Raw genomic sequence first — 21881 nt, 5'->3', positions numbered from 1 at the left:
CCCGCCGGATCCTGGTGGACGAGGGACTGGTCGGCAGGGAGAAAATCTCACCGAAGGGCAAACTCGAAGCCAAGCGTCGTTGCCTGGAGTTGATCGCAGCGGGCTGGTCGGCCAGACGAGCAGCCCGTGAGGTCGGGGTCAACGAACGCACCGCACGGGACTGGCGGCAGGGAATCCGGCGCTCGAACAATAAGCGGATCCATCCCGATGGGCGGGTGGTGGACTACCACCACGGAACCGTCTACACACAGTCTGTGACCAGTGTGACCTGTGAGGGCAGCGGACGGCCGGCGATCAGCGACCGGTATCTGTCGACCGAGGACCGGATCGCGATCGCCGACGGCCTGCTCGTCGAGGATTCGCTGCGGACCATCGCCGCTCGGATCGGCAAGAACGTCTCGACCGTCTCGCGGGAGATTCGTCGGCACAGCATCGAGGGCAGCTACCTGCCGTATCAGGCCGATCGAGCCGCCGCCACGGCCCGGGCGCGGCCGAAGCAGTCCAAACTGGTGGTGAACACGGTCCTGCGGGCAGCGGTCGAGGAAGGCCTGTCCCGGAAGTTGTCACCGGAGCAGATCTCGCACCGTCTACGCCGGGATCATCCCGACGACGAAAGTATGCGGGTGAGCCACGAAACGATCTACCAAGCCCTCTACTTCCAAGCCCGAGGAGGGCTCAAAAAGCAAGTACAACAGTCACTTCGGACCGGACGGGCGAGACGTAAACCGCACCGCGCGGACGGTCAGCGGTATCAGCGATTCACCGATCCGATGGTGATGATCAGTGACCGGCCCGCCGAGGTCGCCGACCGTGCGGTGCCCGGGCACTGGGAATCTCAATGATGATGTCAAGCCGCCTGAGCGGCGGGTGGAGGCGTGGCTGTCCACGTCCGGTTCTCACGCAACAACGCCCACAACACATCGATGCGGCGTCGAGCCAACGCGATGACTGCCTGGGTGTGGGTGGCGCCTCGGGCACGCTTTTTGAGGTAGTAGTCGCGGTTCGGGCCGGCACGCATCATGCTGGTTTGCGCCGAGAGATAGAACACATGACGTAGCGGCCGGCTGTAACGCAACGGTCGGTGCAGATTGCCGGTGCGCCGACCGGAGTCGTTCGGCACGGGCACGAGTCCGGCGGCCGCGGCGAGATGACCGGCGGTCGGAAATGCTCGCAGATCCCCGGCACCGACCAGCAGTGCGGCGCCGAGGAAGGGCCCGAATCCCGGCATCGACTCGATGATCTCGGCCTGCGGGTGCCGGCTGAACTCGTGGCGGATCTTCTCGTCCAGGGCTTTGACTCGTTCGTCGAGAGCAAGGATCGCGCCGGCGAGCTCGGAGACGATCGTTGCGGTGAGCTCTTGTCCGGGCAGCACGATCGACTGCGCTTCGGCTGCGGCGAGCGCCCGGGCCGCCACGTCGTCGGCGCCGCGGACCTTCCGGTTCCGCAACCACTGCGTCAGCCGGGTCTGGCCGAGGCGCCGGATCCGATCGGGACTGGCGTAGCGGGTGAGCAGCACCAGCGCTCCCTTGTGGGCGGAGTAGTCGAATGCCCGCTCCAGGCTGGGAAACACACTGGTCAACAGGTCGCGCAGTCGGTTGATCATCCGGACGCGATCGGCGATCAGATCCGTCCGGTGCCCGGTCAACACGGCGAGGTTACGCACCAGATCGGTGCCGGCATCGATGACCGTCAGGTCCCGGCGCAGGCGAGCGGTCTCGGCGATCACGTACGCGTCTTTGGCGTCGGTTTTTCCTTCGCCGGTGTACGCAGCGCTCATCGCCGCCACCACTCGACCGGATGCGTAGTGCACCGAGTGGCCGGCCCGAGCCAGCACACCGAGGAGCAGCGCCGACGGCGCGCCGATGATGTCGACGGCCCAGATCAGCTGCTGCGCCAGCGAACCTGCTCGGTCCACGAACGCGACGAGGTCGGTTTCGTCGTTGGCGAGCTTGACCGATGACAAGGTCCGACCGTTAGCGTCCACGACGCACGCCCAGTGGTGGGTCTTGCCGACATCGATGCCGATCCATGCCTTGTCCCGAACTACCGTCATGCGTGTCTCCGTCCGTCGACCGGGTGCTGACAGCGGTCCCGTGGAACACCCCGCTGACGCATCCGTAACCAGCGACCGAGCGCAGATCTCAATCAGCAGCCGAGGCGTCCCGGAGGACCGGGTGGACATTCCCAATCAGCGACCACAGCGCAAGGCGATTTCAGCCACACCCGGCCCTCCCGGACCACCAACAGTCTTACGGAAGGCGATTTGATCACCGGTGAGCTGAACAAGACCGCGATCGGCACCCTCGTCGAACGCACCACCCGCTACACGATGCTGCTGCACCTGCCGAACGGGCACGACGCCGAATCCGTGCGGGACGCGCTCATCGCCGCGATGAAAGACCTGCCCGCGCATCTTCGTGGCTCGCTGACCTGGGATCAAGGCGCCGAGATGGCCCGGCACAAGCAGTTCGGTATCGCTGCCGATATGGCCGTCTACTTCTGTGACCCGGCCAGCCCCTGGCAGCGCGGCACCAACGAGAACACCAACGGACTGCTGCGGCAGTATTTCCCCAAGGGCACCGATCTGAGTGTCTACAGCCCGGCGGACCTCGAGCACGTCGCCCAGGAGCTCAACGGCCGGCCACGCAAAACGCTCGGCTGGGATACTCCAGCCGAGCGTCTGCGTGATCTAATCACCACCAACTAACAGCGGTGTTGCGTCGACCCCTTGAAACCGCCAGAACTCGTGGGGCCTTCGCTGTGTCTGTATCAGCGGATGCGCTGGTCGCAATGGGCGCAGCTGTGAGGCGGCAGGTGGCCCGAGCTAACAGTCAGCGTTTCGTCTGCTGGCCGAGGGCATCCAGGAGTGCGTTCAGGTCCACTGCCACAACGAGGGTTGCCCCGTGCTGTCCTGCTACGACAGGAGTCGCGGCAGGAGTCGCGGGAGCGACTGCGACGTCGTCGACGTGAGTGCGGATGGAGACGACGCGATAGGCGCTCGTGTCGGTCAAGCGCGGAGTGATCGCCTCCGGGTGCTCGGCGTTCCACTCTGCCGCGCGTTCGATCGCACGGCGGATTCCACGACGCTCGGCCTGGTCGTAGCCCTTGGGGGCGTCGACAACGATGGTGAAGGTCTGGCTCTTGAACTCGTATCCGGTGCTGGCCTGGATCTCGACAGCGTAGGCGTTCATGTGCCCTCCTCGAGGTAGTCGGATGGATTGATCGGCAGTGTCTGCTCGCCGAGGTGTTTCGGATTCCGAGGCATAGAACCTCGCGGTGTCGCACCGCCGAACACTCCACAACATTACAATAGTATTTTGCATAGTTGCAACCCTCATGCAGATGCGCACCCTGAACGACGAGTACGCCTTGCCTCCCGTCGCCCCACTTTCGCCTTTACCGCACCCCGGAAGGCGGCTATCGAAGATAGAACACCGGAGACCACCTGAAATGACCGCGCCCCTGTCGTCTGTGGCGGGGTAGGCCAGACAACAGGGGCGACTTACTCACGTAGCCGGGGGGCGCTACGTGCGGTCGATATAGCACCACACGTACTGGGAATCGTCCAACTGGGTGAACACTCCGGGGATATCACCGTGTTTCGGGTGTGCGCAGATGGAGGACGAGCCAAACCACGGCAGCAACTGTCACGAGCGCTAATGAACCCGCTCCCATTGACAGTTGGTCAGATACTCGACGAATCGATTCGATCACGAGCACAACAATCGCCAGCGTTGTCGAGGCACTCGCCGGAACGACCCAGGCGCGAAGCGGAACCGCCGGGGTGTAGTAGTGGTGCCGGCCTTTCATGTGAGCGCGAGCGGCCAGATAGGTCAGCCCGGCAACAGCAACGATGACGAGCAGAGCCAGACCGGCAGCCAATCTGAGCTGTTCGATATGGCGGACGACGGACCGCAGCGCGAGGAGCTGAATGAGGCCCGCGGCGGCGCCGAGCGCGACAGACCCCACCCGAATCCCTATGGACGACTCGTCGTCTGCGGCCAGCCACATCGTCACCGCGAATGCCGCGACCGCTACCGCCGTCAAGAGCCATGAATATCCGACTATCCAATTAATGGTTGACCAGTCCGAATAATGACTGACCGCGGTCCCCGACGAACCAGCAAGCATTAAGAGCATGTCTCTTATGGTCTCGATCGTTTGTGCGGCATAATGCACCGTCGTGGTCGATGCGTTGTCTTCCCGGCTGGTACCGGATGCGTTGTGGGATATCGTCGAACCGTTGTTGCCCGGATTCCGGGCGCGGCCGCAGGGTGGCGGCCGGGCGGCGCTCGATGATCGGGCGGTGTTCACCGCTATCGTCTACGTGCTCACCAGCGGCTGTGCCTGGCGGCACCTGCCGCCGTCATTCGGAGTCAGTGTTCCGACCGCGCATAGACGGTTCACGACCTGGGCCAAGGCTGGGGTGTTCGACGAGCTGCACCGCCGGGTCCTCGACCAACTCGGTGCCGGTGGGGACCTGGACTGGTCCGCCGCGATCCTCGACGCCGCGCACGTGCGGGCGAAAAAGGGGGATCTTTGACCGGTCCCAGCCCGGTCGATCGAGGCAAGAACGGCTCGAAGATCCACATCCTCTCCGACGCCGATGGTATCCCACTGGTCACCGCGGTGACCTCGGCGAACACCCACGACAGTGTCATGCTGCAACCCATGGTCGCTGCGATTCCTGCGGTGCGTTCGCGTCGCGGTCCGCGGCGCCGCCGACCCGGCCGGTTGCGGGCGGACAAGGGTTACGACTACCCCGTGCACCGCCGGTGGCTGCGGGCCCGGGGCATCGTTCCGCGGATCGCCCGCCGCGGCGTCGACAGCAGCGAACGCTTGGGACGTTACCGGTGGAAGATCGAGCGCACTCTGGCCTGGCTCACCGGCTACCGCCGGCTGACCATCCGCTACGAGCGCCACGGCGAGCACTTCGCTGCTTTCCTCCAACTCGCCGCGGCGTTGACCTGCTTCAAGAAGCTCGCCAAATGAGACATTCTCTAAGCATCCCCTTCAGGATCAAGAATCGGAGTGTTGATCAAGATCGAAGCTACCTCAAACTCGTATCACGTTCGCAGGCACAAATCGCGCGCGGGTTGCCGCTCGTCGTCGCCGAATCCGGGTGTAACCGAATCGAGGGGACGTGCCATCTAGCCTGTTCACGATGACTTTTTGTGGCATTCCCGGTTAGCGCCGAGGCTGAGAAGATCTTCAATTCGTGCTGTCTTGCGTCCACGGTGACGTGCGCGGATCAACTGTAGGTAGATTCGCGCACCTATTCCTGCCTGCATAAGCATGCGATGGATGCGCCATTCGGCGAGAAAGCTCGCGTCGAGTGCATCCTGATTCGCATGGGTGACCTGCTGGCTGAGCAGTTCGATGATGCTGACGAGGTCTTCTTTGTCTCGGAGGAGCCAATCCTCGCGACGAATATGACCGTTCCACCGCTTCACTCGGGGACGGTCATCCCAGTTGGGCGGGAAGTAATTGGTCAGCGGATCGGGGGTGCGGTCGGGCATCGGGTCTCCGTTCTCCGGATCGCTCGGAAGGCCGGGGTGGAAGATCAGTGGTCGGCGGCGGTGGTGATGGTCACGACGAGCTCCCCCGTGTCACCGGAGCCGATCTCGATGCCGAGGGTGAGCAGGTCTTCTCCGTCCAGGGCAGGCGCTGGGGTGAAGTTGAACAGCTGGAGCCCGGCGGCGCCGAGGCTCTGCGCGCGCAGGAGCGCTCGAGCGGCGTGGGCCAGGACGGTCCAGGCGCGGCCTGTTTCGCAGCGAAGCGCATCGTCGGCTTCCGGCCACGCGATGGTGTGCTTCCAGGCGCGATCGGTGATCGCGGTGGGCAGCAAGATCCCGAAGCGACGGGCTTCGGAGGTGACGTCACGCAAGGCACCACAGGCGAGAGCGCCGGTTCTAGTGCCCTGGGTTGATTCCACTCCGTGGCTTTCTGGCAGCAGTTCGGTCATAGATCCTCCAAGTGTGTCGGTGTGGTGATCAGTGCAGCTGGCCGCATGCGGCGATCTCTGCGAGTCGCTTCTGCTGTTCGCCGATGCCTTTCGTGCCTGCCAACGGTGTGTGTGCATGAGGCCAGACCTGCTGTGCGAGCGTGGTGTAGTCGCGACCACCGAACAGCACGACGTTGCGATGGTCGAGCAGCCCCTGGTCGGCGGCCTGCTCCCGGAGTCGTTCTGCTGTGATCGATCCGGGCTGGCCGAGGCGCAGGTTGTATGGCTCGATGAGGTGATGCAGCGGTACCAGACCGAAGCGCGCGGAGAGGATGCGTGTGGTATTCGGGCCCGCGAGCGCGGCGGCCGCACGCAGGCCGAGTCGGTGGTAGGTGCCCGTGTAGCGCTGCCCTGCCGGGATCTTGGAGGGGGTCGGGTCTTTCGTTGCTCCGCAAGGCACGATGACCAGGGGTTCGTCCGCGCGGGCGGCGGCAGCATCGTGTGCCAGATGGTCGGCGACAGTCCATCGCAGCCAGTTCCAGCCGGGACGGTCGGGCAGGTCGAAGCAGTTCTGCGAGTGGGCTGCGACGAGGAACGGGGTGCGCCACGGCCGAAGATCAGTGTTGGGCAACGTGGTTTCGACGCCGTCGTGAGGCCGGAGGAAGCGGGTGTGCAGGGGCCCGATCGAGATCGGGACTCCGATGTATCCGCCGCCGCTCTTCGGACCGATCCCCGGCAAAGACTCGACGAGTCCGATGTCTTCGATCAGGGCACGCCCAGGGGCCGGCGGAGTCAGAGTCGGGTCGTCGTAGCGGAAAGTCGGGGTGTAGATCGGCGACATTACGTTGTGCGCTGCTTTCATCGTTGGAGTTGGGGCGACCGCTCACCAACCAGACCAAACATTACATTACTTCTTTGTATTGTCTAGCTCGGGTTCGATTGCGCTAGCTGATAAGTGACATCAGGCATCAACCAAGGCCGGGCAGATGGTTCGACGAATCGTCGCCATATCATCCGAGATCCGCCCCGAAGGGACATGCCATCTGGGCAGCTCATGGCTATTGCGGGCGGGTGCGATGATCGCGCCTCGGCCTGATGATGCGATGCCTTCCGGGCAACTCGCTTACAGTTGCGCCCCTTCACCCGCGGGGAACACGAAGACGGAATCCACCCACAGCCACAGCTCGGCGCCACTGCGGCCGCTGGAGGAGCGCACCGGAAGGCGCACCTGGGCAAGCCAGCGTCCGTCGCACACCCTGATCCAGGCGTGCAGAGTCGCTCGCATTACCGATTCGAGCCGAATACCCCCGGCCCTCACACGCAGTGGCAGGCCATCGACACGAGTGAATCCTCTGCCGGCAGGTAGAGCTCGGGAGACATCGACCATCACCTCGATGGGTTCGGGTGGCCGCCGCAGGATCGGCATGCCTGGAAACTGCTCATCCCAGGCGTCGAGTCCGGGACCGGTCACTGCGCAACCTTCAGCATTTCTGGGGCTGCCGGTCGCGCAATCCATCTGAGACCGTCAGAGTGGCCGGTGAGCGTGATGTTCCCTCGTTGCGGCAGCCGTCCCCTGGCACGCGCCTCGACGGTCAGGTCCAGCCCTGTGATGCGGCCACCGTCTCCGCCGCCGAGACCCCGATAGCCGACCACCTGAGCGTCGAGGTTCAGATCCACAGTCGGCCAACTTCCGTCGGCAACAACGAGTACCGCGCCGTTGTTGCGGGTGCGTGCGGCGATGGCACGTGCACGACTCGGAGGGATGCTGGCACCACCGAGCGAGAGAACAACCAGGTCGAGTCCGTCCAGGAGCACGGCGGCCACGGCGAGGGGGTCTGCACCAGGATCGGGAACGAGGGCACATCGAGCGAGATCCGCTCCCATTTCCACGCCGGCGAGCAATCCGAGGTTGGGGCTTCCGATCACCCCTGCCCAGCCTCCCGAGCCCGTCACCGAGGCCAGGAGCCCGAGCCGAAGAGCCGTCGCGCCGGTGACGTGCACAGTTGATCCTCGGAGCAGTCCGCCGTGCGGAAGCAGGGGCGCGAGCGGTTCGGGGACAGGGAGGACCCCCCGTGCCGTCCCGAGGGCCGGCGGCCGGGCTGTTTCGGTGTGCGGCCCGCGCGCGGTCGACGACGGACGCAGACGTGGGTCATTCGGCCGGCCGGGAATCGCGGCAATCCGGTTTCGCAGGTGCGCGATCGTGTCGACCTTCGACTCCACAGCTGATCACCCCTTAGCTCCGCCCCTTAGCGTAGAACACATGTTCGATAGATTGAGGCATATCCATATGGGAGCTAATACCCCATACGTCTGCGGGATGTGACGTCGCAGCAGGTCAAACACCTTTCCCATCAGCGCGATGCCAAATCCGAAGTGACCCAGCGCTCAGCACGGCGCCGTGCGCCTGGACCGAAGTACATCTGCTCGATCACCGATTGCGCACTGACATGGGCATAGGGAATCACGGCCAAGATCCGGCCGGACTGCACAACCCAGCGGCCGTACTCTGCGCGAGAGAGATTCACGGTTTTCTCCTGCCGCCCGGTTCAACCGCAGACGGTAAGCCTCATCCAGGGGACATCAGACGATCGTCGACACCGAAAGGGGACGTGCCATAACCGCAGTTCAGCGGTCCATTCTTGAGTGTGTCAGGAAACAGAAACCAGCAGCTCGGAGGGTTCGCTGCGCAGACGCCACCAGCGCCGCAGACCCAATGCCGCAGCTACCGGCACGAGAGCGAAGATTCCGGCGGTAATGGCGCTCGCGGCCGTCTGTGACGCCCTGTCGACTTCTTCCTGCGTCTGGAAGCCGAGCATGGCCGCGATCGCCGACGCCACCGCCATTCCGCCCACTACGACGACCAGACCTCCGAGCGCGGCAGTCCACCCGAAGATCGCCCACGGTGACCAGAAGTACCGCGGAGGGACTGCACCTCGGTTTCGGCAATCACGTTGCTGCTCCCGGAACTCCGCACGACGAGTGCGCACGCCTTGAACGAGGAACCACACGCCGGCGGCGAGACCGATGCTGATCACGACCGAACTGACTGCGTCCTGAACCCGCGCAGGCAACCCCAGAATCGAGACGACGGGCAGCGCCCCGAACGCGGCCAGGATCAGCAACCAGGCTCGCCCGTAGAAAACGGCTGCGCTGCCGTATCGAGGAACGACGCGGGGCGCCCAGACGAACCCGCACGCTCCGCCGACGATCATCACCGCGCCCGTTGCTACTGCTTCGACCTGCAATTCGCTCCCTTTCGCTGTGATGCCTCGGGCCCACTCGAACCCAAGAGGGGATGTGCCACCTTGGCAGGACGCAGCGCATTTCACCTACTGGGTGCGCTCAGGTCAGCGCACCACCGAATCCCCGGGAAGGCAGCAGGATGCCGACTCGATCGCAGCGGCGTAGCGCGGCTCGAATCTCGGGGCCAGCCCAGCGAGGCGCCAGTAATCCGGCGTCGTCTGCGCGGCACCGATAAGTGCGCCCGCAATGCAGGCAATCGAGTCCGAGTCCCCGTTGCTGGTCGCCGCCCAGGCAAGCGCCTGCGGGCCACCCCAGTTATTCCCGGAGCTGATCTGTCGGTCTTCCGGCAGCGTGGCCAGGTCTGCAACGAGGAGTCCCAGTGCGATCGCGCTCGCCGACTCCCACCCTTCGCCGATGCCCGTGCACGGGTCGCCGTACTCGGTCGTGTCCACCAACGCGAGGCGGTCCAACGTCTCCGCGGCCGCGACGAGGATGTCCACAACATCATCGTTCAACCCCTCGACCAGCACTGATGACACGTCCCCTCGATAGGGGGCAAGGACATCGGCGAGGTAGGGATCGGTCAACCACTCGCTCACACCGTCGAAGATCCGCTCGGCCTCGGTCAGAGCGTGCTCGAGGAATCGGCCGCGGCGTTCGGGAGCGTGCCGGACCGCGTCAGCGAGCAGCAGTGCCGGCACGATCGCGCGAGGGTGCTTGTGGGTGATCACCGCCTGGAGAGCAGTCAGTCCCCGCCAGTACGGCTCGGGAGCGAACGCGGCCGGCACCAAGCGCATCACGGCCCCGCAGCCGGCAGATTCATGTGCACCGTCCTGGTCGTACCAGCGCGCGCCAGCACTCAGGTTCGACAGTGATCCCATGCAGGTGCGGCCTGGGGCGCGATTGTTGTCGGGGTCGAGCTTCCACAGGGTGAAGTGCCGGACGATCGCGGCGGTGACCGCCTCGATGTCGTCGAAGTCGGCGACCTCGGTGAGCGCATCGTGCAGGGCGAGGGTCATCTGGGTGTCGTCGCTGATGATCCACTCCCCCGCAGGCGCCGGCACCGGGAAGGCCGGCATCGAAGCGTAGGAGAAGAACTCGACCTGGTAACCCCAGGCGTCGCCGGCCGCGAGACCGGTCAGTGCGTTGCTGTACCGCGCGAGCTGAACGGGACGATCGGCAGTAGGTGCGGTCAAGGCTTCTCCCCGTGTTGTTGGTTCTCGTGTTCGAGTTCGTTGGCCGCGGTGCGCACGTACTCGATCTCAATGAGATCGAGGTCGGCGACACGGCCGATGTAGTTTGCGATGTCGTCCGGGCTCATCCCCTGGGCGAGGTATTCACGGATGTCGTCGAGCTGTTCGTCGGTCAATTTCGAGTTCATGGTGCCTTCTCTCTCACGATGGGGGACATGCCATCATCCCAGTTCAATGATGGTTTTACGCTACTGCCTTGAGCGGCGGATGCGTACCGCCATCGGCTTCGGCAACCAGGTCCTCAGCTACGAGCCACACCGTGGGCATGCCGTGGACACCGTGGTGATCGACGCGTACACAGCGCAGATCGGTGCCCGTGGGCACGATGACCTCGTCTTCGCCGCTGTGCAGCGAGATCGACTTGACCGGAAGCCCAGAGCGGGTACGGATGACCATCATGTACGGCGGATGTCCGGCGAATCCCTTTGCGGTTGCCTGTTTGGTCGTCGTACTGGTGACCTTGCCGATCTGCATCTTCGATCCGACCGTGAACGTGGCGTCGATGTACTCGGCGGCTGTCCCCTTCCATCCGCTCGGCACACGGGTGCCCCGCATGACGGTCATCGGCTCGATGTTCGGGTTGTGCTCGTTGAACTTGTCGAACGCCGACTCGATCCCCGACACCGTGGTCTTCGTCGACCCGGAAGGGTTCGGATCACGGCCGGTGATTGCAGCGTTGATCGCGTGGTAACTGCCGCCGGTGTAGGTCGTCAGCGCGCTGCGTTCGGACTTGTCGAGCACCTTGTTCACGAACGTGGCATTGTGCGCCGTCAGTTTGGACAGGTCGGAGGTCTTCACCTTGTCGCCGCTGACCGAGAACCCCCACGCCTTCAGATCGCCGGCACGCTGATGGATCACCGCGTAGTCGTCGGCGGTCTCTTTGCCGAAGGCCCTGATTCCACTGCGGTACAGGCTCTTGTGCTTCTCCTCCCCCAGGCTCTCCGGCGGAATCTTGTGGTCGAAGTGGGGAATCACGCCGCCACCACGAGTTTCGGTGCCCAGCGCGCGGCGATGTGCACGGACGTATGCCTGCTCGGCCTGCGCCGTGGACTTGCCAGCAGCCAGCGCCTGGGCGCGGGCCTTCTCCCCCGCTGCGATCGCAGCCTGCTCCCGCAGCCGCTTGTTGTGCCGTTTGACGCCGGCGTAGATGTCGGCACGGACCGGGCCGGCTCCGACCGAGTCGGTCAACTTCTCGACAGCGCCGCTGTAGCCGTCGTTGATGATCTTCTGCTGGATCTCGGCGGTGGGGGCTTTGCCGGCGGCCGATTGGCGCGCGACGTCGAGCAGTACGTCGCCGCGAATGGCGTGTGCCTGCCGCTGCATGTCGGTTGCGCCCTCGGGCAACGCGCCGGGGTCGACGAGGATCGGGATGCGATTGGCCTTGGCCAGGGCATCTTGTTTTCCGTTCGCGGTGGCCACCGGGTAATACGCGTCGCCCTTGCGCTGAAGGACGACGAAGTCGCTGTATCCGCGGCGAACGATAGCAGTTCCGCCGTCGAGATAGCGGCCTTCGACCTGTTCAACACCCGATCCGGTTTCCATCGGAATGGTGCCGGCCTTGTAGATGTCGGTGTCACGCGCGACGCCGGTAGGTGCCAGAACCGGTCCCTCGGCGATGGCGGCCGTTGCTTCAGCGGCGTACTTACGGTTGTACGACCGAGTGATCGCGGCGACCTCGTCGTCGGTGAGGCTTGCGTAGTACGCGTCGCGCTCTTCGTCGCTGCTCATGTCCTCCCGCATGCCGAACTTCGCGGCCGCCAGGTCGTCGCGTGATTCGGCCTGCCGCCGTTGAGCATCGACATATGCGTCCTTGGCCTTATCGAGCAGTTTCTGCTGCTCGGCGACAGCTTCGGCGGTACCTGTTCCTGCCTCCAGCTCCTTCTTCGCTTTGCGGAGTCGGGTCCGGTAGCGGTTGACCGCCTTTCGCGCTTCGTTCTCATCGTGATCGGCCGCGGCGACGTTCTCTTCGGCTGCGTCGAGAGCAGCCTGAGCCGGGGTGATCTTCGGCGCCGCGAGCTTGTCCCGCTCGGCCTTTGCCTGTGCGATCAGCAGTTTCGCGCTGGGAGGGTTAGCGTGCGTGCTCGGCATGGGCGTCTTGCCCAGGATCTCTGGGTCGATTCCGAGCCCTTCCATGAACTCTTTCAGAACACTCGGCGGCGCAGCCAGAACGGCAGCTGCGGACTCCACCAACCCTTGTTCCTTCAGATGCTCGACGACCTTCCTGCGCGCCTCGCGTGCAAGTCGGCGATTTCCGTTGGCTTTCGCAGCAGCTTTATAGCTCCCACACCCCGGGCATCGACGGCCTGATCCATGAGATTTAGAGCGGCACATAGCCGGATCGTACTGGGGAGACGGCACGTCCCCCCTACCGGCCTGCATGCGCATTCGGCCGCAGAGGACGGGCGGAAGCCCAGGGAGGAGACGAAGGTTCACCGCGGCACGTGCGCAGCCGGCCATATCGCTCACCTTCCTCCCGTTCGCGCCGGCCTCTCAGCCCCGTACGCTTACATGACGTCGACCGATCCACCGGTCCAACTCGACCACAACATTACAATAATAATTTGCATTGTTGCAACTCGGCGCGCAGTCTTCGCGGGATCGAAAACCCCTGCATCGGCACGGCTACCCATCAATCATCCGCTCTATCGGGAAGGCCGCCGAGGTCCGCCCCATCGGTCGCGAGCGGAACGGTAACAACCCACACCGGGCTCTTGTTTGTGTCCGCATGCCGGCTAGCGGCAGGAGGGAGCTCGTCGACCTCAGTCAGACCCGCGATGAGATCGCCGACGGCCAGCGCGACCTCATTTGCTCCCGCCCCCACCGCTGCTGCATGCGTTGCTTCCGCACGAGCGGCGGTGCCGACCATGTCGCCGAGTCCCGCGAAGACCAATGCGCTCAACCCCACGAGCACACCAACGCCCACAGCCTTGGTCACAACGTCACACGCCCCGCCGCAGCGGCCCGCACCGCTTGGGTACGCAGCAAGTCACGGTCTATCTCCCCGCTGCTCAACGCATCAGGACGGTGCCCGACGTGGAAGAGACCATCAACGTGAGGGCACGCGAACACAGCCAGACCCTTCTCCCCCCGGTGACGCCTCCGGACCGCCCGCGCGTCACCGCGGGTGAGATATCCCCGGTGAGCGCATGTAGCGCACCAGGTCCAGCGGGCAGACGGATTGTGGGCACGGGAACTCATACGGCACGTCCGATCTGAAGATTGAGCCAGTCGGAGAGCCACTGGATGGCATTTCGCCCGGCGTTGTCGACCACGAGAGTGTTGTAGTTGGTGTGAGCGCCAGAGGTGAAGAAACTCGCAGCACTGAGCCCTTCACTGACCAGCGCGGCGAGATCCTGAGCGCCCTGGGATTGCGAGAGCGTGACCAGAGAGTCCGACAGCTGCGGAAGATCCAGGTTCGCGGCCTGGGTGGTGATACTCGTCGATACAGCGTTCGCCTGCTTGCCCAGCAGCTCCGGCGGGGTCTTGGTGGCCTTACCCGAGAGCATGTCAACCGCAACGGATGCCAGGTCCAGCCCCACCGGCAGCAGGCCGGTCATTGCAGCTCCCGCACCGATTGGATCAGGCGCGATTCCCGGCGGCGGGAAGAGTTTTTCGAGAGCTGCCCACGCGATTTCCTGAATCTGACCAACGATGTTGGCCAGTCTGATCACATCGACGTTCGACAAGATCGACGACACGAGGGCAGCGATCTGTGTCGCGCCGGATGGGTCCGGGATGACCGCAAGGATTTGTGAGACCCACCGCATGTCGACCTCCGCCGCCATCTTCACCAACGGCGAGAACTGGTTGTTCAGCTCACCTGCGATCTGGTGGGCGCCGTGCGCGTCGAGCGCAGCGACCTTCTGCGGCAGCAGGGCCAGGTTGTTGAGAATGCCGGGCAGGTCCAGGGACGTCACGCCGGTAGCGACGTTGAGGACCTGGTTGACCACCACGGTCGGTTTGAGCACCGACAGCACACTGGTGGCCGAACTGAGCGCATCCACAGGGGTGGAAACCAGCGGTGCGACCTGGCCGGTCAGCAGGTTCGCATTGTCGGCAAGCGTTTGAATCTCGGGCGCAGAGGACGGGAGACCGGCGGAGGCATCCCCGGCCAGGGTGCTCGCAGTGTCGGCGATCTTGAGGGCTGCACTGAAGGCGCTCTCGAGGTCGGATTGCCCCGCGCGGGTAAGGACTTCACCAGCATTGTGCTCGGCAGTCCCGACCGGTGCGTCGGCGAGCTGACCGTTCGCCGCGGGGTTCGCTGCACCGGAACTGAGGAGATCGGTCAGCGGAGCGAGGGTCTTCGCGATGGATCGGGCGGTATCGGCCACCTGGTCGATATCAACAGTCGGTGCCGTCAACTGCTGCCCGAGAGTGGAGACCTTGGTACCCAGGGCCGGCAGATCCGCATCAGAAAAGTCGGAGGTCAGAGCCGCGGCGAGCTGCGTGTTGCCCCCAGGCTCCGCAGTGGGGACATCACCGACGCTCGAGCTCTTGCTCAGGATCGACCCCAGTGATCCGAGCAACGGGCTCGATCCCTTCTCGATCGAGCAGTACAGATCCCCCGGGTCGCAGATCGAGGCGACGCGGCCGGACAGTGCCCCCATTCCCTGGGGTCGAGGATCAGCGATGCCTTGTCCGGAAGTGCGCGGGCCTACAGTCGCTGACCCTTTCGTTCCTGCTCCAGGATCTGCCAACAGACCGACTGCGAGTACACGGCTGGCGTCGATGGGTCCTCTGCCGTTGCCGATGTCGGAGGCGATGTCGCCGGCAGCGTCCGCGCCCTGCGAGTAGCCGATCATCGTGAACTTCGTTCGGGGGCACGAGTTCGCGACGTCTGCGAGCACCTGCTTGGCCTTCGACACCGCGTCGGCCTTGCTGTCGGCGTAGGTATGACCGTTGTCGAAGGCTCTGGCCATGTACGGCAACGTGTAGACCTCGACAGCACTGCCGTGGGCATTCTCGAGCGCGTCTGCGACCGGCTTGAGCATGCCCACCGGCTGACTGGGGTCAGCGTTCTCGTCGGTCTCCCAGGTGCCGGGAATGAAGAGGTTGAACGTCGACGCGCAATCGGTCGGAGCCGCATGTGCAATCGCGGGCGCAGTGAGTAGCACGCCCCCGCTTGCGACGGTCGCGGTGGCAACCAGCGCAACAGTGCGGCGGGACCTCCAACGTCTGACAGGCATGGGCACCTCTGATGGCCGAATGGGAATGTGCCTGCATACATTCACCCACAACCGGGATTTTCCCCAACGGGGTGAACCCTTCACCGGACCACATTTGTGCCTCTTGAACTGCGCAAATATCCAGCCTCAATGACATGCACAAAACCGCCGAGGGCCGCCCCGCATAGCGGAAGCGGCCCTCGGTGACAGTGCCTCAGTGCCAGGTGACGTCGAGTTTGTCGATGGCATCGAAGTGGAAACCGAACTGATCACCGTAGGCATCGAAACCCTTGTTCTCCGGATAGTCAAGGGTGGCATGGCGTTCGAGGATTGCCACGACACGCGCCTGATCGTCGTTGGCCAGTGCCGCAGCGAGAGCTTGAGACTCTTCGGCACTGAAGGGGACGTCGGAGTTACCGAAGTCCAGCGTGCGGGTGCGGAAGTCGTATCCGGCTTCATCACCATTGCGAACATGCACGCGGCCGGTGACACGGATGGTGGCGATCTTCGGGGTTCCATCCGGCTTGAGAACGCCGGCCTGGTGCATGGTGACCTGAGCCTTTGCGGCCTTGAGCTTGGACTTTGCGTCGTTGCGCAACTCGTTGGTCTTTCCCGACATGTACTTGCGCACCGACGACGGGCTGCGACCGATCTTCTTCGCCACCTCGTTGACCCCGCCGAGCCGCGCGATTGCGGCGCGGCGCTGCGCGAGTTCGGCGATCGACGCGTGAGGAATGCGGTCCTGCTGCGCCCACCGGCGCAGAGTGCGGTCCGACGGAGGCTTGGCCCCGGCATCGATCGCGGCCTGGCGAAGACCGTCGTTGCCGATCTCGCTACGCATCTGTTTGATCGGGACCTTCGCAGTCAGGCCGGCCAGTCCACTACTGGATTCCTGTGCCTTGGCCACCCCTGCCGCCGCGGCCGCGGCGACCTTGACCTTCATGCCGTCGAGACCGACGGCCTTCTGCACCACGGACTTCGATCGGGGCTTGGGAAGATGCAGTGCCATCTAGTCCTCCTCGTCCTGGGAACCGTAGGCCGCAGCGATCGTGAGGCGAACATCGTGGGTGGTCTCGGCCGCGGCGAACGACAGGATCATCTCGTCGGTCAGCTCTACATGCTTCTCCAAAGTCATCTTGCCCAAGGCGTCACTGTCGTCGGCGATATCCTGCCCCTCCCCCACCAGGTAGACCCAGGAGTCGGTCATGGTGCGGATCGGCCAGCGTCCGGTCTCGCGGGCGATGCGCATCGCGACGCGGCGGCCACGCCAGCGGCAGTGCGCCATGATCGCCGCCCGCCACAGCGGTTGATGGTGGTGCTGCATACGGGTGGCGGTCCACATGTCCGGGTTGACCATCCGGCCGACATAGCCCTTGTAGCAGGCACCGAGGAAGCGCTTCATCGCCGCATCATTGGTGTCGACGGCCACCGCGCGGGCCTCGCGGAGCACCTTGGCCCACTTGTCGAGGGCACGGCCTTGTTCTTCGTAGACCCAGGCTTCGGTGATGTCGAGATCGTCGAGGTCCAGGCCCATCCCGCCGTCTGCGATCGGTGCGCACAGCCCGTCGAGGCTGACTGTGGTGATCCAGGTCTGCACGGGCTGGTCGTCGAGCATCGCCGGATGGGGCAGCGGCAGCTTTGTCGGCAACGCGTACTGCCCCGCGGCGGGCAGGGTCACGCGCCAGATCCCGAAGGGGGGCTTGTCGGTTGCGGCCGCGGCCGCGGCGTCGGCGCCGGTGAGGTTGCGGACCCGGCCGTAGCCGAAGGACAGCATGCCGGCGGAGGCCAGGTACGCGGCGCGCTGGTCGATGGTCACCAGTGCCGTGGCACCGTCGAGATCGTCGGTGTCGGGAATGCGGGACCAGCCCGCGGCCGGCTCGAAGTCCCCACGCGGTGCACCGTCGATCGGCGGGATCGGGCCGCCGGCGGTGACGACGATGCCCTTGCCTGTGCGGAGGCGTTCGCGGCGGATCTTGTCCAGGACCGCAGCGCCGGTGCGAGCGGGAGTGGGCCCGGGCAGGGTGTCGAGGTGTTTGACGGACCAGGCCAGGCGGCGGCCGAGCTCGCGGGCGGCGGGCAGGTCGTCGTCGGGCAGATAGGTGCCCACGGTGGGGTTGCCGAGGATGCCCATGTCTCCGACCCGATTGCCCCATCCGAAGTCCTTGTTCCAGTACGTCCACACGTACGGCTCGAGGATCAGGTCGACCATCTGGGTGGCGGTTCCGACCTTGCGGATCAGGTGCACGACGAATCCGGGCTCGCCCCGCAGCTCCCAGCCGGCAGCGATCAGCGGCGGCAGTGTCGCCGCGATGGCTTCGGTGAGTTCGGATGCGGCACGTTGACGGAGCTGTTCGAGGTCGTCGACATCGTCTTCGCTGCCAGGATCGATGGTCCACCCGAGCTGGGCGCAGGAATCGATCCCCACGAACCACACCTGTGCGGTGAGTCCGTGCGGGGTCAGCGCTGCCCAGTGCAGCAGCTTGTCCAGCTTCTCGATCGAGTCGACCGGTCCGGTCAGTCGCGCACCGGAGGGGGTGTAGGTGGCTTCGGCAGTGACGATGATTGCGTGGCCGTCGGCATCGGTGGTTACCGGCAGCGATTCCCACGGTCGCGGATTGAGTTCTAGTGCCTCGACTGTGGTGCCGGCCTCTTGTTCCGTGCCGTCTGCGTCGGGCTCGGGGCTTTCTTCCGGCGCCGCCGCAGGCTGCATCGTCTCGGGCTCGGAACTGTTCGGTTCTTCGTGATCGCCCTCTTCGGGGAATCCGAAGAGGGCGAACTGTTCTTCTCCCCTGTGGTCGGTCATCAGCTGGTCACCAGTTCTCGTTCTTCGACGTGTTCGCGACCGAGGGAACCTTCGCCCAAGTCAGGCAGCGGCGGCATGGTGAAGCCAGCCTTGAGCGCTGCCTCTTCTGCCTTCTTGTAGCGACGCAATGCGGTGCTGGTTGCGACACCACCGGTTTGCTCGGCGATCGCCGCGAACGTCAAGTCCGGAGTGCTGATCTTCATCCGCGCGGTCTCGCGTACTTCGTCAGAGAGGCCGGGAACCTGGTCGATGAACTCGAGGAGCGCGCGGGTGCTCTGCTCAGGAGCCGGTGCTGTTTCGACGATCGGGGCCGTTGCGGTGTCATCCGCAACAACTGTCTCGGGAGTCGGCGACGGCGTGCCTTCAGGTGCAACGGATGCAACGTGGTGCGCAACGGATGCAACGTGGTGCGCAACGGATGCAACGTGGTGCGCAACAGGTGCAACGTCGTGCGCAACAGGCGTCCGCTCGGACGCAGCGGCGGCGTCGCTGCTCCACTCGTCGGTCTTCGTGACGGGTCCGGGTTCGGCGGGTTCCGTTGAAGTCCACGCAATGGTGGGGGCCGACGTTGCATCGGCAGCTTTGACCAGTTCGCTGTACTCGGTGAAGGCCGATCCGATGGCCTTGATGAGGATGCCGATGCCATGTGTGAAGGCCAAGACCAGCAACGGAGGGATCACCGCGATAATCGGCGCAACCGTCGGTGCAAGGGGGTTGAACCCCAGGATGGCGCCTCCGGCGATGGTCTGTGCAGCATCCTGCGCGGCCCGATAGGCGTGATACGCATTGCCTGCAACGCTCACGAACACCACGGCGATCAGAAGGCAGAGGAAGAAGTTGCGCCCTTTTGCGCTCCCGCTGATCTTGCTCAGGACGATCACAGCAATGGTTGCACCGAGGATTCCGCCGTCAACGATCGCAGGGAAAATCCAGGCGTGCTCAGCGGGGAGCATGCCTTGCACAGCGAGGTCTTTCAGGACGGAGAACGAAAGAATGAATGCGCCGGTGGTGATCCCAGCGGCGAGCAGTGCCGCGAGGAGCACCGCTGCAAGAAGTCCGTACAGCTGAAGTCGCGCCGCGCGGAGATTAAAGTCGGTCATAGATCGGGGTTCCTTCCACGGTGGTCCCGGTCGCAGAGACCCTGCCGGGTACCAGCCGGCGGGGTCTCATTGCATAGTGGCTGCTGGAGGATTCGGGGTTGCGCAACTGCGCAACGGCGCTGGTAGAGGTGTTGCACCACGTGCAATGCCCATACTTGTACCTATATCCCCTATACCCCATATGGGCTAAAGGTTGACTCCCTGCGCCGGAGGCGGGAATGCCTCGCCGTTGTTGAAGTCGGACTCCAGACGCTTGCACAGCTGCTCGATCGCAATGCGGATGAACTGCTGCTGGCTGGTGATGCCGGTGCGCGGGCGTGTGTGCTCCAGCGTTGCAACCATGCGCTCCTTCAGCTCCTCCGACACCGAAAGCAGGATGTCGGTGGTGGCGACCTTCCGCTTTTTTGGAGCGGGTGCTGCCTGTTGCGCAACGGGGGCCGGCGTTGCACCAGCCTGTTGCGCAACGGGGGCCGGCGTTGCGGAGATTGCGTCGTCGGCCGCGAGGGATTCCTTGGCTTGTGCAAACGTGTTGCGCGCCCTGCGAGGCGTCGGTCGCGTGGGTTCTGGGATGCCACTCATCAGGAAGCCACCTTCTCGAGGATCTCGGTAAATGTCGCGTGGAGGTTGCGCGCCCAGGCCGGCGACTTGGGGTGTTGATCGAATCCCATGCCGACGTTCGTGAGCTTGGAGATGTCGGCGAGTTGCGGGATGAGGTCGCCGAGAATCGCAATGCCGTCCTCGGCCGCGTACTGCTTGAGGTATTCGATCGACTTGGCATGGTCGCTGCGACGGCCGTCGACCCGGTTGACGACCACGCCTGCAAGCGGGAGCACTTTGTCCATGTACTCGGCGATGTCGTCGAGAGCGTCCCGGATTGCGTCGAATCCGTCGAGAGCATCCTGCTCGGGCTGCACGACGACCAGGACGTTGTCCGCGGCGTACAACGCACTGCGCGAGACCAGATCGATCGCAGGGCGGCAGTCGATCAAGATGTGGTCGTAGTCGCCGGAGATCTTCTTCAGCGCCCGAGCGAACGCCATCTCCCCGCCTGGCTTGGTGCCGAGCTGGTCGCTGACCGCCTGCAAATCGCCGAACCCGCTAGGAAGCACATGGATCGCTTCCCTGCGCGCAGGAATGATCGCATCCCGGGCCGGAAGGTCCACATTGCGATCCAGAACATCAGCGAGCGATTTCGGTGAAGGTTCGGTCGCCGAGTACCCGGTGAGATGCTTCGTTGAGTTTCCTTGCATGTCCGCATCGATCAACAGACATGACTTTCCGGCCGCGGCCGCGGCGTGGGCCAACCCATTGGCGACGGTCGTCTTGCCCACCCCGCCCTTGAGGTTGGCGATCGCGGTGATCGTCATTCCCTCCCCTTTCGTTTCCCATATGGGTACTAATATTAGCTTATATATCCTCTATGTACTAGAGGATATCTGTACTTGTCTTAGACAAGATGATATGCCTCCAGCACAGCACAGATCACCTATCGGAAGTTGCTATCTGGTTCGCATAGATATGGTGCGCTCAACTCATCTACCGAAGTCTGTCATTGCAGCAGCTCATGTGCGCTTTTATCTGCTCAGGCAATGGCTGATGAGGCATGATCCCCAGCACTCCGATAGCACCGGTGCGCCGACTGGCTCCGCCGCTGACAGCCCGCTCCCCTATAGCCCATATGGGCTATAGGGGAGCGGGCTGTCAGCGGGGCTGGCTACGTGAGTAGGCCAGAGGAAGCGACGTGAACGTTGGCGCGAGCGGGGCCTGTGACCTTCACGCCGCGCGCAACAGCGGCGCTGGCATCTCCAGAAAGACGCACGGAGGAAGAGTCGGCCGCGGTGACTCGAGCACGATCGCTGGCGTCCACCCGTGCATGGTCGTACGCAGCGATCTCGGTGTCGTCTACCGCAACGACGACGACCGAGTCGCAGGCACTGACTGCGGCGTAATTCCACGCGTGAACGGTGCACTGATCGAATGCGTGAACAGTGGCATGGGTGTAGGCATGCACTGTTACTCGTCCAGTGACCTCTACGAAGGATCTTCCGGTCGCAACGATCTGCGCGGTGGCCGGCAGGGGAGTGGAGAGGTGGATTCGGACCTTCGACGTGCCCACGATCCGCAGCGTCCACTCATGCTTCGCCCGCAGTTCCTTTTCGGACAGGTCGATGACCCGATCGCCGCTGTCGACCACTATCAGCTGCGCGCCATTCCGAAGCCGTTCTCTCACTGAGTCCGCGTTGCGAGAGACCTTCCGCCTCTCGTCTACCGATCGGCTGACCAGGACGCGGGGATGCGAGCGGGGGGCCTGCTTACTGCTCATGGTCACTTCCGTCCTCCTGCTCGCTCCAGGCTCACGCGACTCGTTTCGTA

Annotated in this window: 22 protein-coding genes and 2 pseudogenes; 3 read left to right on the top strand and 21 right to left on the bottom strand. The window is 64.3% G+C overall.

What is annotated here, in order from left to right; all coding sequences use genetic code 11:
* Positions 1-92 precede the first annotated feature (92 nt).
* Positions 93-833: pseudogene (locus AC6CID_RS20880) on the top strand (IS30 family transposase); the annotation flags it as partial.
* Between the two features lie 14 nt (positions 834-847).
* On the opposite strand, the gene AC6CID_RS20875 reads toward AC6CID_RS20880, so the two are convergent.
* A complete protein-coding gene (locus AC6CID_RS20875; protein ID WP_138843968.1) occupies positions 848-2053 on the bottom strand; it encodes an IS110 family RNA-guided transposase in 1206 nt (401 codons plus the stop codon).
* 201 nt (positions 2054-2254) lie between these two features.
* Between AC6CID_RS20875 and AC6CID_RS20870 the strand changes: the two are divergent.
* Positions 2255-2707 (top strand): annotated as a pseudogene (locus AC6CID_RS20870) (IS30 family transposase); the annotation flags it as partial.
* A gap of 124 nt (positions 2708-2831) precedes the next feature.
* Here the strand turns inward: AC6CID_RS20870 and AC6CID_RS20865 are convergent.
* Positions 2832-3191 (bottom strand): hypothetical protein, encoded by a 360-nt coding sequence (locus tag AC6CID_RS20865; RefSeq protein ID WP_024100463.1) that lies wholly within the window; start codon positions 3189-3191, stop codon positions 2832-2834.
* Positions 3192-3591: 400 nt separating this feature from the next.
* On the bottom strand, positions 3592-4140 hold the full coding sequence (locus AC6CID_RS20860) for a hypothetical protein (RefSeq protein ID WP_498354394.1): 549 nt from the start codon (positions 4138-4140) through the stop codon (positions 3592-3594).
* A 55-nt stretch (positions 4141-4195) separates the two neighbouring features.
* On the opposite strand from AC6CID_RS20860, the gene AC6CID_RS20855 reads away from it, so the two are divergent.
* Positions 4196-4992, top strand: a protein-coding gene (locus AC6CID_RS20855; RefSeq protein WP_153008482.1) for an IS5 family transposase whose coding sequence is annotated in 2 segments (ribosomal slippage) — positions 4196-4532 and positions 4532-4992 — 798 coding nt in all. Because the reading frame shifts where the segments join, the coding sequence is not laid out codon by codon here.
* A gap of 167 nt (positions 4993-5159) precedes the next feature.
* Here the strand turns inward: AC6CID_RS20855 and AC6CID_RS20850 are convergent.
* From AC6CID_RS20850 to AC6CID_RS20765, 18 genes are all read right to left on the bottom strand, one after another.
* A complete protein-coding gene (locus tag AC6CID_RS20850; protein WP_498354393.1) occupies positions 5160-5519 on the bottom strand; it encodes a hypothetical protein in 360 nt (119 codons plus the stop codon).
* Between the two features lie 44 nt (positions 5520-5563).
* Entirely contained in the window at positions 5564-5965 is a 402-nt protein-coding gene (locus tag AC6CID_RS20845; RefSeq protein WP_012476981.1) for a hypothetical protein, read from the bottom strand.
* Between the two features lie 28 nt (positions 5966-5993).
* Complete coding sequence (locus AC6CID_RS20840; RefSeq protein WP_242411774.1) at positions 5994-6806, bottom strand: DUF6884 domain-containing protein; 813 nt, start codon at positions 6804-6806, stop codon at positions 5994-5996.
* A gap of 261 nt (positions 6807-7067) precedes the next feature.
* On the bottom strand, positions 7068-7415 hold the full coding sequence (locus tag AC6CID_RS20835) for a hypothetical protein (protein ID WP_231414312.1): 348 nt from the start codon (positions 7413-7415) through the stop codon (positions 7068-7070).
* Complete coding sequence (imuA', locus tag AC6CID_RS20830; protein ID WP_498354392.1) at positions 7412-7945, bottom strand: DnaE2-dependent mutagenesis accessory factor ImuA'; 534 nt, start codon at positions 7943-7945, stop codon at positions 7412-7414. Before imuA' ends, AC6CID_RS20835 begins: the two co-directional genes overlap by 4 nt.
* Positions 7946-8295: 350 nt before the next feature.
* Complete coding sequence (locus AC6CID_RS20825) at positions 8296-8469, bottom strand: hypothetical protein (RefSeq protein ID WP_450118388.1); 174 nt, start codon at positions 8467-8469, stop codon at positions 8296-8298.
* A gap of 123 nt (positions 8470-8592) precedes the next feature.
* Positions 8593-9189, bottom strand: coding sequence for a hypothetical protein (locus AC6CID_RS20820; protein ID WP_498354391.1), 597 nt, complete (start codon positions 9187-9189; stop codon positions 8593-8595).
* A 102-nt stretch (positions 9190-9291) separates the two neighbouring features.
* Positions 9292-10383 carry an ADP-ribosylglycohydrolase family protein gene (locus tag AC6CID_RS20815; RefSeq protein ID WP_498354390.1) on the bottom strand — a complete coding sequence of 364 codons (1092 nt, stop codon included), beginning with the start codon at positions 10381-10383 and terminating at the stop codon, positions 9292-9294.
* Positions 10380-10568 carry a helix-turn-helix domain-containing protein gene (locus tag AC6CID_RS20810; protein WP_012476975.1) on the bottom strand — a complete coding sequence of 63 codons (189 nt, stop codon included), beginning with the start codon at positions 10566-10568 and terminating at the stop codon, positions 10380-10382. Before AC6CID_RS20810 ends, AC6CID_RS20815 begins: the two co-directional genes overlap by 4 nt.
* Before the next feature lie 55 nt (positions 10569-10623).
* Complete coding sequence (locus tag AC6CID_RS20805; RefSeq protein ID WP_498354389.1) at positions 10624-12627, bottom strand: ADP-ribosyltransferase; 2004 nt, start codon at positions 12625-12627, stop codon at positions 10624-10626.
* A 442-nt stretch (positions 12628-13069) separates the two neighbouring features.
* Positions 13070-13375 (bottom strand): hypothetical protein, encoded by a 306-nt coding sequence (locus tag AC6CID_RS20800; RefSeq protein ID WP_080678626.1) that lies wholly within the window; start codon positions 13373-13375, stop codon positions 13070-13072.
* Between the two features lie 259 nt (positions 13376-13634).
* Positions 13635-15626, bottom strand: coding sequence for a cutinase family protein (locus AC6CID_RS20795; protein WP_498354388.1), 1992 nt, complete (start codon positions 15624-15626; stop codon positions 13635-13637).
* Positions 15627-15819: 193 nt separating this feature from the next.
* Entirely contained in the window at positions 15820-16614 is a 795-nt protein-coding gene (locus tag AC6CID_RS20790) for a hypothetical protein (protein ID WP_217580480.1), read from the bottom strand.
* Positions 16615-18408 (bottom strand): hypothetical protein, encoded by a 1794-nt coding sequence (locus AC6CID_RS20785; protein ID WP_012476971.1) that lies wholly within the window; start codon positions 18406-18408, stop codon positions 16615-16617.
* Positions 18408-19508, bottom strand: a complete 1101-nt coding sequence (locus AC6CID_RS20780) for a DUF2637 domain-containing protein (protein ID WP_498354387.1) — start codon at positions 19506-19508, stop codon at positions 18408-18410. Before AC6CID_RS20780 ends, AC6CID_RS20785 begins: the two co-directional genes overlap by 1 nt.
* Positions 19509-19694: 186 nt before the next feature.
* Positions 19695-20087 carry a ParB family protein gene (locus AC6CID_RS20775; protein ID WP_260783049.1) on the bottom strand — a complete coding sequence of 131 codons (393 nt, stop codon included), beginning with the start codon at positions 20085-20087 and terminating at the stop codon, positions 19695-19697.
* Positions 20087-20875 carry a ParA family protein gene (locus AC6CID_RS20770; protein ID WP_475869109.1) on the bottom strand — a complete coding sequence of 263 codons (789 nt, stop codon included), beginning with the start codon at positions 20873-20875 and terminating at the stop codon, positions 20087-20089. Before AC6CID_RS20770 ends, AC6CID_RS20775 begins: the two co-directional genes overlap by 1 nt.
* A 347-nt stretch (positions 20876-21222) precedes the next feature.
* Positions 21223-21831, bottom strand: a complete 609-nt coding sequence (locus AC6CID_RS20765; RefSeq protein WP_082899698.1) for a hypothetical protein — start codon at positions 21829-21831, stop codon at positions 21223-21225.
* Positions 21832-21881 lie beyond the last annotated feature (50 nt).

Source organism: Rhodococcus sp. GQ147, assembly GCF_059759155.1.
The sequence above is the reverse complement of the archived record's forward strand: the minus strand, read 5'-3'. Positions and strand labels throughout refer to the sequence as shown.